Raw genomic sequence first — 13,359 nt, 5'->3', positions numbered from 1 at the left:
GCGCTCATACATTCATGTCCGCAATCTACATCGCAGCAAGCTTCATCTTCTATCTTAAAGAATGAGTCCTGAGCCTAAAATCTTGTCTTGGGCTGAGCCGGATCGTTTGTCCGACGGCTTCCGTCGTTATCTCGAGGCGTGGCAGAAAGACTTCAGAGCTTCTCAGGCAATCTTGAAGAAAAAGCATCCGCTGGAAGACAAGAGGTTTCTATCGGTCGACGAGCAGGCCGATCTTTTGATGCAAGATATCGCCACGTTACGGCGCAAACTGAATGCAGCAGGCCAAGAATTTGTAGCAGCCCGAGAACGCCTGAATGAGGCACGCGCCCTGAGATGGCAGGTCTTCCAGAGAAAACGCCTCTCACAAGATGAAGAACGACTACGGCAGGCCGCAGCTAATCTGGGGGAAATCCTGCGCTATCTCTTCGAATATATTCTCTACCGTCTTGGCTTAACGACGCACCCACCAGCTGTACTGGAGCTGCCTGTTCCTGATGAGCGGGAGCAGGCAAAACGTGCTGTTCTTCATGCACGTCATGACATGCTGGCCGTCTTGGTCGATAAGGACAGCTGTCGGGACCTTCTGAAGGAATACGCACGGGAAGCAGAACAAAAGCGGCGTAAAATCATCCTGGACTGGTATGCGGACCATCAACCCGTACGACACGCGGCAGAGCAGCGGCTGGAGCAACTGCGCGATGTCTGGCAACCACCCGCTTCAGTATCAAAGGCGACCAAAGCCTCCATCACAGCGCATAAACGGAGAGGTGACTTGCCAGCAGCACTCAAAGCGCTGGAGCAGGATCGAAGCCGAGGGGAGATGGTGCCCCATCCGCTGCCAAACTCTCAAAGGCTCTCTCCGGCGCCTTCCCCGTAGTAGCTATTAACCGATGACAGCGTACTCGCTCTGCTGGGACAGGAGAGAGGTTTGCCCTAACCTTTCATCAGATCGATCTTCTGTTTGAGAGAGCGCTCGACCCAACGGGCAGTATCGCTGTTCAGAATATCGACCCCAAGGCAATAAATTGCCGTTCGGAGATTGTGCGCCCGAAACGCCCACAAAGATCCGTCTTCAGGAGCGCTGGGAAGATTGCGGATAATTTCAGCCTTTGCTGATGTGAAGATTTCTTTTGCTCTCTCATAGGTTTCGGCATCTTCCTCATCTCCTACAAACTCGAGATAGGTCAAAGCGACCGCTCCGAGGGCGACAAGAGTCTCTGAGCCGTGCTCAATCAGGTGCATGATGATTTCAGCGTGAGGGATTATATTCCCGAAGTCGATAAGACCATATAGCCGAATTTCCGTAATAATGAGAAATAAAACTCCTGTAGAAAAAAGAAATTTTCCGAAAAAAGATAGTAGTCTTTTTCGTTTTTCTTTCCTTCTGACGGTATTATCATAATAGTTTATCTGACCGTCTATCCAATTTTTTGTGACGTAGTCGATAACCACGCTCGCCTGAGAAGCACTAATACCGGCAGCACCCGAATGATTCCAATAGGATTTGGCAAAGCCCGTTCCCTGAAGAAAGAACCGCGTTGAACGAACAATTGGCCCTTCATATCGCATATAGTGCTGGAATACGCCGTCGCGGATACCAGCGATATTCCAAAAATCCTGAACCACCAGGCCCTGAACGATGGCACGCAACTGAATGGCGTTGTCCCTATCCTTGAGCCAGGGCGTCTTCTTCGTGAGTACTATAAGACAAGCAAGGAGGATGAGTGATAAGGTCGTTGAAATCAAAAGCCACCCTTCAGGGTCGCCGGGAGAGCGGCTGCTGATGAGGACAAAAACACCGATCACAATAAAAACAAAGCCAAGACCAAAACGGCTTTTCTGCATTTTTTCTGAGACGATATTGTCTAATATGACCTTCGTATTGAGATTTTGTGTCCGGAACATCTCTTTCACGTCGTTATATCCCCAATCCTTATCGAAAAGGTTTGGATTTACGGTGACGCGCTTTTCAATGTCTTGATTGATTTTATTAAGATCGTTCAGGATCGGCCCCATGCGCATTCGCTCTTCTTTCGAATTATTCCGCCGCAATAGACGCAACGCCTGTGCCGTCATTCCTGCCTTATTTGAATCGTCGTGATCCTCATGGCCACGAAGCAAGTTATAGAAGCTGTCTGCCCGCCGAGCGCCGTCAGTCCATTCGATCTCCATAATCTGTTTTCCGGAGACCACAGGCGCTTCGCCACGTTGCGTCTCACGTGCACAGTAAATGATTGCGACCAGCCCGGTCTCACGCTCCTCGAGAGGGTTAGAAGAATAGAGCAGATTGAGAATTTCTGGTGTCAACGCCTCCTCTTTATTGTGGAGCGTATCTAATGAGAGGGCACCTTCACGACGGAAACTGACAATCTGTGCCGTGCCGCCGAGCCCTACCGCTGGCTGTCCATCCCAAAGGGCAAAGAGGATATGGCTACGCTGTGCAAGATAGATTCCAGCGCTTGCATATTGGAGATTACGATAAAGACCCGCTTCAGTAATCCGATCTTCCGTCCCTGGAACGACGGTCGGCATCACCACCCATGTTTTTGCAGACCGGCACAGTGTGTCGAATTCTTTTTTGGAAGCCTCAGTTGCGAAATCATCGCGATATAGGTCTGGCCGCATCGGCAGGACAACGTGCAACTCCCAATTCATTTCAATCGCGACTTGGGCAAAAATTCTGTCGGCACCTTCAGCAAGGGCCGAAATTGCATAAAGTGGCGAAGACGGTAATCTATTCTGAATCATTGCGAACTGCTGCTGCAGCTCGGCTCGAACGACGTCTGGATCCTTCAAATCGCGATGTCCCGTCACTCCCACCGTAACGGGCAGTCCATATTTTGGCTGCGTGTGCGGGGTATGAGGTGCGGGAAGTTCCTGTTGCGGCATGTTGGATCTCACAAGATTCAATGCAATTGAATAATAATGGCTATTATACTCAGAGACAGATGACCACAAAGACAGATCTTATCTTTGCTCCGAATGGATGGCGATCCGGGAACTCCCAAAAATTGAATGTAGGCGCTTCCTATTGCGATTATTTCTAATATTATAATATCAATCGGTATATCTTTGACGCCATTAGGAAAAGAAAATTTTTCCAACGCTCTCCTCTTCCCGTCCGCATTATTCCAATCTTGAGCTGAGATCTGCATAAGGTTGACCGTAGATCCCATGGAGTTTGCCTAATATGTCGTCACCTGGTCCGGTCTCGCGTGAGTTTCGCGTGTTTTTATCCTCGACCTTCCGCGACATGGATCAGGAACGGGACTATCTGCTGACACATATCTTTCCTGTGTTTCGTGCTGCATGCCTTGATCGCTTGGTAAGTTTCACCGAGATCGATCTACGTTGGGGTGTCACAGAAGAAGACGCAAAGAACGGGCGTACCGTCGAGATTTGCCTCGATGAGATCGAGCGCTGTCGCAAGATCCAACCCCCACCGTTCTTTATCGGGTTTTTGGGCGAGCGGTATGGGTGGATCCCAACTCATGCTGATCTTGAACAATACTGGGAGACCCATTCCGACTCTCCGTATGCCGCACGCATCCAAAAAGCACTGGATGAGGGCATCAGCGTTACCGAACTCGAAATGCGCGTGGCTTTCATGGATCCCGGAGTGGCAGAAGGTACATCTCGCGGCAGGTTCTACTTACGCGCACCGGATCTAACTCGGAGCATTGCTGCAGCGGCGGGCAAGGGAAAAGATGACCTCGAATTCTACGATCCAGCTGGCGATCATCTCACCCTTCTCAAGGACACACTGCGCGCAACCCCATTTATTGGCCTGGATGGCTACCACAGCATTTCGCAGTTCGGTGATGCCGTCATGGACTTCTTGATGGAGCAACTCGACCGGTATTTCCCGGCTAATGTGGCGCCTGCTCCCGAAGCACTAATGACGGCTTCACATGCCCGCTACGCTCAGTCTCGATTGCACGCCTATGTCCCACTTCCTGAAGTCGAGCAGAGCGTACTTGATGCGTGGCATGCTGCACGCACGCAGTTGAATGCCGCTCCCATCGTCATTTCGGCTCCGTCTGGCAGAGGCAAAAGCGCCTTTCTTGCCCATTTAGCTTCCCGGTTCACCGCCCAAGACGACGCCAAGGTCTTTGCGCATTATATCGGTGCTGATGGATTTCTCACTCTTAGCGCCTGGCATGATCGCCTGATCGCCTTTCTTCAGGGAACCGGTCACCTTGTGTCACCTGTTCCAACAACGGACGACGAACGTTGGGACAATCTGCCAATATTGCTGTCCGAAGCCGTGCGCGGCCTTGGCAAACCGCTTGTCCTGTTACTCGACGCTCTGAACCAACTCACAGGAGCGGCAGAATCCATCGCCCGCTTGTCCGCTCTCCGTCTGCCACAAGATGTAGTGCTGATTGCGACGGCCACACCGGAGGTTTTGGTCCCCAAGGCAGAACTCATTGAGCTTCCGGCACTCGATATTGCCTTGCGTGAACAGGCAATCGCGGCATTTTTAGAGATCTACCGCAAGAAACTTCCGCCCGAACTGATCCCCCTGCTCGCATCAACTCCGGCCTGCGCTACGCCGCTCTATCTGCGGCTGGTTCTAGAAGAACTGCGCTTGCACGCCCGCTTTGAGACGCTCGCAGCCAAGGCCACTGACCTCCTGACTTTTACGGATGCAGGCACATTGTTTGCACATGTTCTCAGCGTGATGGATACAGAAGATTTCCGCGATCCACTCCACCCTATGCTTGCCAGCCGGGCCGCACGTTTTATGGCAGTGTCACGACGGGGATTGCAACATCATGAGCTCGCTGAGCTTCTTGCCGGTTCGTCGGATCTATATATTTCCGGAACAGGACATTCTCGACTTCCGGACTTTATTTTGGCGCCACTTCTGTCGCGTCTTGCGCTATACTGCCTGAATGATGATGGGCGCATGGCACTGATGCATGCCATCTTGCGTGAGGCTCTCCTCAATCCAGCGGAGTCTGCCGAGACGGCTCGCCGTGATATGATTGCCTATGTCTCACCTCGCGCGGATATCCCTGCTTTAGCCGAGCATATTTTTCAGTTGCAAGCCCTACAAGACAGTGAGGGTCTTGTGGCAAAGCTGGGTGTAATTTCGACCATCGCTTCGCTCACGCAGTCCGAGCCATTACTTTTGCGGGACGCATTGATCTGGCTCGGCGCTGGCCTTGCCGTCCCCACTCCCGCTATTGCCGCGCTGAGCGAACTCTGGAAAGCAAACTTTGCAAGCGCCGAGATACTCCCGGAAAACACATCTTCTGTCACTCGCAGATTTATTGATCTTAGTTTTTTAACGATTGGTGTGAGTTGGGTAGAAAATATCGTCGATTGGAAGGCGGCGCATCATCAAAAATCGCCATCAGACATCAACAATCTGGCGAGACTGTATCAGGATCAGGGACGGCTGAATGAGGCCGAACCGCTTTTACTCGAAGCCCTCAAGATCCGGCGCCAAGCGCAGCCCGCAGGTCATCCCGATATCGCGTCGAGCCTCAACAATCTGGCAACTCTGTATCTGAATCAGGGACGGCTGAGCGACGCCGAACCGCTTTTTCTCGAAGCACTCCAGATCTACCGCCAGGCCTTGCCCGCAGGACACCCTAATATTGCAATGAGCCTCAGCAGTCTGGCGACACTGTATCAGGCTCAAGGACGGCTGAGCGAGGCCGAACCCCTCTTTCTCGAAGCACTCCAGATCTACCGTCAGGCCTTGCCCGCAGAACACCCTAATATTGCGATTAGCCTCAACAGTCTGGCGACGCTGTATCAGGCTCAGGGACGGCTGAGTGAGGCCGAACCCCTCTTTCTCGAAGCACTCCAGATCTACCGCCAGGCGCTGCCCGCAGGACATCCCGACATCGCGTTGAGCCTCAATAATCTGGCGAGCCTGTATCAGGCTCAGGGGCGACTGAATGAGGCCGAACCTCTCTTTCTCGAAGCACTCCAGACCCTGCGCCAGGCGCTAGCCCCAAGACACCCCAATATTGCGATTAGCCTCAGCAATCTGGCAGGACTATATCAGGCTCAAGGGCGACTGAGTGAGGCCGAACCTCTCTTTCTCGAAGCACTCCAGATCTACTGTCAGGCGCTACCCCCAGGACATCCCACTATGGCGACGCCCCTCAACAACTTGGCGGGAGTGTATCAGGCTCGGGGGCAGCTAAACGAAGCCGAACCGCTCTACCTCGAAGCCCTCAAGATCCGGCGTCAATCGCTGCCCGCAGGTCATCCCGATATCGCGACGACCCTCAACAATCTGGCGGGAGTGTATCAAACTCAAAGGCAACTGAACGAAGCCGAACCGCTCTACCTCGAAGCCCTCAAGATCCGGCGTCAGGCGCTGCCCGCAGGTCATCCCGATATCGCGACGACCCTCAGCAACTTGGCGGGACTGTATCAGAATCAGGGACGGCTGAGCGAAGCGGAAGCGCTTCGTCTAGAGGCACTTCCAGTGGACGATTCGAAGACTTATGAATGAACATGCCTTTTCCTTATTTTTAGATGGAGAGATTGAAAAGTCTTATAAGAATTGCATCATCGAATATTTGCCTTTCCTGATCGACTAAAACTTCCGGTCGATAGAGATATGACAAGTAACCCAGTTCCGGTATCGATAGCTGAGATTTGTAGCCAGAAGAACGAAAAGAGCTCTTGGGAGGGCGTATTGTCCCCTTGTCAATTCTATGGTCGGAAAATACGCCGTCTCAGCATTGATGTTACGCTGCAGCGTATTTTTAATGTGCTCAAGAAGTTGCGATGTTCAGCACCCGACATGACGGATTGTCCCGCACCCCAACATTCAATATGGCCGCCACAATAGAACCCTTGACTGGCTTCAGTTTTTCTCCAAACTTGTTCTCCATAATGTTCACTGAGAAGAGCATCATATCCGCAGTTTTCTGCTGAAATTGAGAGCCTCCCAACACCCCAAAAATGTTGAGGAGCAGGTTCGAATCCCGCAGCTCGCACCATATATAAATTATCAAAAATAAACGTCTGTTAGGGTTTTCAGCAACCTGGAGACCCTCGACAAAAATCTTGCCAAAACCCATGCATGTGCGAGGTATGGACTTATCTCTTAGCTTTTCGAGTGCATCAGTCTGGACATGTCTTCATCGCAAGAAACATCCTCGCAGAACAAGGCGGTTGATACCTTTTAGGAGACTCTGGCCACTTCTGACCTACATCCTTGTCCAGCAGGACCTGTTCCAATCCAGTGGCCAGATCGAGCGTCTGCAACCGTTTTTTCTCAAACGCCTCTAACCATTAGATTGATACAATCTATCTCAAGGCACACTGTAAAACTTCAAGCCTGCGATTAAAAAGAATCCAGGGCGTCTAATCGATCGCACCAAAGGCAGTATGAATACCAAACTACATGCGGTCACGGATCAGAACGGGCGACCGCTGAGCTTCTTCATGACAGCCGGATAGGTTAATGATTACACCGCAGTCTCTGCTCTGCTGGACAGCCTGCTGATGACACAGTGGACACTGGCGGACCGAGGTTATTATGTTGACTGATACTGGGATACTCTAGCGGAAAAAGGGATCAGCTCCCGCATTCCGGGAAGAATATCCCGCGGAAAACCAGTAAAATACGACAAGCGAAACTATAAACACCACACCCGCATTGAGGTCATGTCTGATTACCTCAAGGACTGGCGGCGGTGTTAACATGCTATGATAGAAGCAGGACCGTCTTTTTATCAGCTATATATTTTCCTGCAACCGTCACCTTCTGACTATAAGTCATGAGCATTGTAATTATTCGCGTGCAAGGTTGAACGAGGCACAACTTTCAACAGAACCGTCATATGCGTTACGAGATTTTTGCAAGAAATCTTCCCAGACAGGTACATAAACTCCATAACCGGCAACATTCTGAAAAAACCAATGTCTCCATGTATGGAAAACGGGGTCGTGCTCCCGATAGTGATGATCGTTTAACAAATTTCGGCTCGCAGGAGCTTTGGGGCCGTGGAAATGCACGATTCTGGCATCTGCATTAGTTCCCCAGTACGGCTTCCAGTTAAATTTAGCGGATAGTGGACTCCATTGGCTGTTATAAAATATTCTCAAAAGCTCCTGATCATATCCAGAAATATGATTGAAATTATCGCAGAGAAATTCAACCATCGCCGGGAGATCATTGCGTATTCTTTCTAGGTTTAAAATCATAACCCCAGAATTCATATCTGTGTAATAGTCCTGCTGACCAAACTGGCCGCAGGCAGCAAATATTTCAGGTTTGCAAAATTCAAGGCTTGGATTTTTAAGAAACATAACATCGCAATCCGTATATAAAACGAATTTTTCATCATGTTCTAGTAAAGCTAGGTCCAGTCTCATAAACGCCCCAGCAGCTGTATCCATATAGTTCGGCCATTCTGGTTTTTGCTTTTCTTGGGCTAATTTTAATTTTTCGTAAAAATGAATTCTATGGAAAATAACCTTTACACCTTCCTTTCTCATTTCTTCAGTAAATTCACAAGGGTTTCCATCGAAGACCATATGAGGCACAAGGTTTGTGTTCTCGCGCGCAGAACGAACCGCAACTCGAATACAATCGATAAATCCATGATCTGGATCATTCGCTAAAGTCTTTTCTGTTATAGCAAAAAACCACTTCATAACGTTTCCTCGATATTTACCTAGCGTTTTATCCGTTTGAGCATAGTATGGTTTAACCGTTTATACAAATTGAGTGTGTGAAAACCCTATTGATTCTGATACATTTTTTTGTGCATCTATGCTTTACGTAGGTCACGTTGACGAAAGATCTACACGATCTGCGTGAGATCTGATTCACTATTGTCTTTAACGAAAGCGATAAGGTGGAGCGGGGATGGCCCGAGGAGATCTGACGGATCGGGAATGGGCGCTGATTGGTCCGCTTATGCCGACTGAACGTGGCCGTTGGGCACGACCATCCGGAGATAACCGTCTATTTCTCAACGGCATGCTGCACGTCCTGCGCACGGGTTGTTCGTGGCGGGACATACATGAGCGCTATGGCAAGTGGAACTCGGCCTATGTTCGGTTCCGGCGTTGGGCTGAACAGGGTGTCTGGGAGGCTCTTTTACAGACGCTGGTAGATCTGGGGCTGATCGATAACTGGCAACATATGGTCGACAGCACCGTAGGCCCCGCCCACTCACAGGCTACGGGCGCAAAAGGGGGGGGGGCTCATTCGGAGGGTTTTGGTCGATCACGCGGCGGCTTTACGAGCAAAATCCATGTCCGATGTAACAATCAGGGACGCCCTCTCGGCTTTATCCTGACCGGAGGTCAGGTCTCGGACTACAAAGCCATAAATGCCCTGATGAAGCTGCCGGTTCCAAACCTCAAAGTCATGCTGGCTAATCGGGGCTATGACAGTGCTTGTTTCCGCCAGGATCTGCTGCAGCGTGGTATTCTGCCGGTTATTCCATCACGCAAAGGCCGCAGTGCTCCACAGAGAACAGATTGGTGGCGTTACAGGGAGTGGAACCGCATCGAGCGGATGTTCAACCCCCTCAGGCAGATGCGCCGCATCTCAAGCCGCTATGACAAGACCGCTTTGTCATTCATGAGCTTTCTCCATATCGCAGCCGCAAAGCTCTGGATTAGATCTTTTATCAATGTCATCTAGGCTCAGGACTCATTCTTTGAGGTAGAAGATGACGCTTGCTGCGATGTGGATTGCGGACATGAATGTATGAGCGCAGCGGTCATATCGGGTCGCAACACGTCGCCAGTCTTTCAGCTTTGCGAACATGTTTTCGATCAGATGGCGCTCAGACAACAAAAATACCTCACTCACAGGCCTACCCTCCATCGGTAAGCCTGTGAATCACAACCTCTCGCTCAGTTCAATAAATTAATAGGTCCTGAGCCTAGGCTTCTAATAAAAAAATAAACCCAATCCTGTTCAAAAATCAATGCAAACCAGCACGAAATTGGTTTAGAAATTTCAGGATAAGTATTTCAGTGTAATTTACATATTCTATGCTTCGTATAGACGAAGGGTATAATTTTTCAACATTTTATATAAGATATTCACAAAGCCAAAGATATAATTAACACTTCAAAGAAATAGCATTACATATAAATTTAGAAAATTATAGATCCAATTGACAAATATATGTTTCCATTTACAGTAATTTTTTATGAAACACGTTCAGGATTATTTTTTCTACGCATTATCCAGATATCGGTCGGTATCAACTTTACCATGATAATAACTCACTTACGCGACAACAATTTTCATGACGTCGTCGAACTACGTTCGCTTTTATGCGAAGGGGAATTTATCTATTATAATACTGATCTCAAATAATTTTTATTTCTTAATATTTATAAGAAAAATATGCAGCAATTATGTATGAGCGCAGAAAATAATCGAAAAACATTTCATAAAATATCAATTAATATTATTATACCAATAGTATTTAACTGTTTTTACCGATAAATATACCCTGAGCAATGATTCATTCTGCCATATTGTTCTATTAATCATCCATTTTCGAATCATGCATCAATGAATGTTTCTTCGGTCTTATCAATTTGTTTGTATCATTTGGATGGAACTTTTAGGGTCGATTCAACGTTGGGTTGAAAAAGGAATATATTCATGACTATTGAAATGTCTGAGCATCATAATTCCCATTCAATAATTGGAGGGGTGTTAGCTACTCCCGAACTGCGTTCAGATCTCTGGATGTCCGTGCTTTATCAAGCTAGAAAATGGGAGAGGACACAGGAAGCATTTATAAAAGATAATCTAGCCAATGCGTTAAAAGAGCTTGGAGAAATAGATTTATATTTCGCCTACCCTGGATCTATTCTATTAAACCGTCTCGATTATTACTTAAGAGAAAACGATTCTAAAGGATTTTTGCGCCTTTCTCAATGTATCGCCAGCAATATTATTTCAAAAAAATTTCACCGTGATATCTCAGTTTGGGATATCGAAAATTATGAAGACGATCCTTTTAATAGGTTACCTCAAGCAATATCGCGCATAAAAACGAAACCATATTTTGAAGTTTTGAGCATTGTGCCGCATGCTCGTTCACGTTGGCAGCATATTAAAGAGGAAGCGCGAGGTGTTAGGCGCTCTGAAGACGAATTCGTTTATGAAACAGTAGTAGTTGGTAGTGCCGTAGATGCATTAAAATGTATTATATTAAATTCTGATATTGAATCGGTGGTTTTATATGATGGATTCGAAAACGGTTATGATGAAAAAGACTCTTTTCTAAAAATCTTTGAAGGGGTGATTGATTTTCAATCTTTAGATAAGAGCGATTATCTCTCTATTGGATTGGCACAGGCTATAAATAAAATAAGGCCTGAACTTGATATTTTTCTATTAAGTGACCAGAATATAGAAAGTTTTTCTGGAAAAAAAGAAAGCCTTATTTTTGACCGGATATTCTATCAAATGGAAGAACCTTTAGAAATTCATTTATCGATTATAGAATCGATAAATAATCGATATAAGACTCCATTTTTTGATAACTTAAAAAAATATGCCGAAAGGCCAATAGCAACCTTCCACGCACTTCCTATTGCGCGAGGGAAATCCATATTTACTTCCAATTGGATCAGTGATATGGGTGATTTCTATGGTCCAAATTTATTTCTTGCCGAAAGCTCTGCTACAACTGGCGGTTTAGATAGTCTGTTAGAACCTACAGGCAATATCAAAGATGCTCAGGACATGGCGGCAAAGGCCTTCGGAGCCGATCATGCATTTTTTGTAACGAATGGTACTTCAACAAGCAATAAAATGGTTCTTCAAGCTCTTTTGGTGCCTGGGGATATCGTCATACTAGACCGAAATTGTCACAAATCACACCATTATGGGTGTGTTTTAGCTGGTGCCCAACCCTACTACGTGGAGGCATTCCCTCTTGTAGAGTATTCTATGTACGGGGGCGTACCTATTAAAACAATAAAACAAAGCCTATTAAAACTGAAATCCCAAGGTGAAATAGATCGTGTTAAAATGGTCGATTTAACCAATTGTACATTTGATGGCCACGTCTATGACGTGCGACGCGTTATGGAAGAATGTTTGGCCATTAAGCCAGATTTGATTTTTCTATGGGATGAAGCTTGGTTTGGTTTCGCTCATTGGTCACCGCTGCTTCGTCAACGTACGGCTATGGGCGCGGCAGATGCCCTCAGCCAAGCATTAAGTCAGCCTGAGGCATTGATAGCCTGGGAAGAGCAACAAAAAACCCTTGGAGAAAATCCAAGTGATGAAGCTCTACTTGAAAATCGTCTGATACCTGATCCACGGCTTGTAAAGATTCGTGTATATCAAACTAATTCCATTCATAAATCTATGTCAGCCTTGCGCCAAGGATCGATTGTTTTGGTGAAGGATATTAAATTTGAACATGTTGAGTCACAGTTTCATGAGGCTATTTTTACTCACGCATCAACCAGTCCAAATCTACAGATTATAGCTTCTCTGGATGTTGCTAGACGCCAGATGCAGCTAGAAGGATATGGTCTCGTTGCCAACGCAATGAGAGTTTCTCTTGAAATCCGAAAGCAAATAAACAATCATCCCCTAATATCAAAGTATTTTAGGGTTTTAAATAATTCTGAAATGATCCCTGAAAAATTCAGGGAATCCGGAATTTCGGATTATAATGACCCCAGTGTGAGCTGGATTAAAGCTATAGACGCAATCAAAAATGATGAATTTATTATTGATCCTAGCCGTATGACGTTATCATGTGGACATGCGGGATTTGATGGTACTACATTCAAAAATATACTTGCTGATAAATTCAATATACAGCTTAATAAAACTTCAAGAAATAGTGTTCTTTTGCAATCAAATATAAATAATAATAGAAGTGATATTGCTCTTCTTTTAGGAGTTCTGAATGAAATTTCAATGGATTTGGATAATAAATCACAGAAATTTGGCAAAGAGTACCAAATCAATTTTCAAAAATCTGTGGATGAATTAATATTCGATTTACCGCATTTGCCGAATTTTAGTAAATTTGACGATTGTTATCGTAGCAACCCACAATCTGACACGCTCCATGGTGATATTCGTCGCGCATTTTATGACGCTTATAATGAGTTGAAATGTGAGTATATCGATCTGAATAGTACTGAAATTGAAACAAGACTGGAATCAGGCCCTGTTTTGGTTTCTGCTAATTTCGTTATTCCGTATCCTCCTGGCTTCCCGATCATGGTACCCGGGCAAGTCATTACCAAAGAAATTATCGAATTTATGAGAAAACTAGACGTGAAGGAAATTCATGGATTTAATAAAAACTTAGGTTTGAAGCTGCTGAAAACGGGATCTATTTAGTCTTCTATATTAAGAGAGCGGAT

6 protein-coding genes and 2 pseudogenes are annotated in these 13,359 nt (G+C 46.7%); 5 read left to right on the top strand and 3 right to left on the bottom strand.

Annotated features, from left to right (window positions below):
- The first annotated feature begins 106 nt into the window (after positions 1-106).
- The gene (locus JK213_RS05245) at positions 107-877 is read left to right on the top strand and encodes a hypothetical protein (RefSeq protein ID WP_194261303.1); all 771 of its coding nucleotides are present in this window, start codon (positions 107-109) and stop codon (positions 875-877) included.
- Between the two features lie 56 nt (positions 878-933).
- Here JK213_RS05245 and JK213_RS05240 read toward each other — a convergent pair whose 3' ends face one another.
- Entirely contained in the window at positions 934-2,889 is a 1,956-nt protein-coding gene (locus tag JK213_RS05240; protein WP_194261302.1) for a hypothetical protein, read from the bottom strand.
- 301 nt (positions 2,890-3,190) lie between these two features.
- Here JK213_RS05240 and JK213_RS05235 point away from each other — a divergent pair, with 301 nt between their 5' ends.
- Positions 3,191-6,481 (top strand): tetratricopeptide repeat protein, encoded by a 3,291-nt coding sequence (locus tag JK213_RS05235; protein WP_211571292.1) that lies wholly within the window; start codon positions 3,191-3,193, stop codon positions 6,479-6,481.
- Positions 6,482-7,273: 792 nt separating this feature from the next.
- Positions 7,274-7,748, top strand: a pseudogene (locus tag JK213_RS15825) (IS5 family transposase); the annotation flags it as partial.
- A 22-nt stretch (positions 7,749-7,770) separates the two neighbouring features.
- On the opposite strand, the gene JK213_RS05230 reads toward JK213_RS15825, so the two are convergent.
- A complete protein-coding gene (locus tag JK213_RS05230) occupies positions 7,771-8,637 on the bottom strand; it encodes a hypothetical protein (RefSeq protein WP_194261299.1) in 867 nt (288 codons plus the stop codon).
- Between the two features lie 214 nt (positions 8,638-8,851).
- On the opposite strand from JK213_RS05230, the gene JK213_RS05225 reads away from it, so the two are divergent.
- Positions 8,852-9,637, top strand: coding sequence for an IS5 family transposase (locus JK213_RS05225; protein ID WP_211571291.1), 786 nt, complete (start codon positions 8,852-8,854; stop codon positions 9,635-9,637).
- A gap of 9 nt (positions 9,638-9,646) precedes the next feature.
- Here JK213_RS05225 and JK213_RS05220 read toward each other — a convergent pair.
- Positions 9,647-9,781 (bottom strand): annotated as a pseudogene (locus JK213_RS05220) (transposase); the annotation flags it as partial.
- A gap of 837 nt (positions 9,782-10,618) precedes the next feature.
- Here JK213_RS05220 and JK213_RS05215 point away from each other — a divergent pair.
- A complete protein-coding gene (locus JK213_RS05215; RefSeq protein WP_211571290.1) occupies positions 10,619-13,336 on the top strand; it encodes a beta-eliminating lyase-related protein in 2,718 nt (905 codons plus the stop codon).
- The last annotated feature ends 23 nt before the right edge of the window (positions 13,337-13,359 follow it).

Source organism: Gluconobacter sp. Dm-44, from assembly GCF_018256175.1.
Lineage (GTDB): Bacteria > Pseudomonadota > Alphaproteobacteria > Acetobacterales > Acetobacteraceae > Gluconobacter > Gluconobacter cadivus.
This window is presented reverse-complemented; position numbering and strand designations above follow the sequence as displayed.

What these genes read in the sequence shown, in the direction of transcription:
- JK213_RS05235 (WP_211571292.1), top strand. Translation starts at nt 3,191, where the DNA reads ATGTCGTCACCTGGTCCGGTCTCGCGTGAGTTTCGCGTGTTTTTATCC.
- JK213_RS05225 (WP_211571291.1), top strand. Translation starts at nt 8,852, where the DNA reads ATGGCCCGAGGAGATCTGACGGATCGGGAATGGGCGCTGATTGGTCCG.
- JK213_RS05230 (WP_194261299.1), bottom strand. Translation starts at nt 8,637, where the DNA reads ATGAAGTGGTTTTTTGCTATAACAGAAAAGACTTTAGCGAATGATCCA.
- JK213_RS05240 (WP_194261302.1), bottom strand. Translation starts at nt 2,889, where the DNA reads ATGCCGCAACAGGAACTTCCCGCACCTCATACCCCGCACACGCAGCCA.
- JK213_RS05215 (WP_211571290.1), top strand. Translation starts at nt 10,619, where the DNA reads ATGACTATTGAAATGTCTGAGCATCATAATTCCCATTCAATAATTGGA.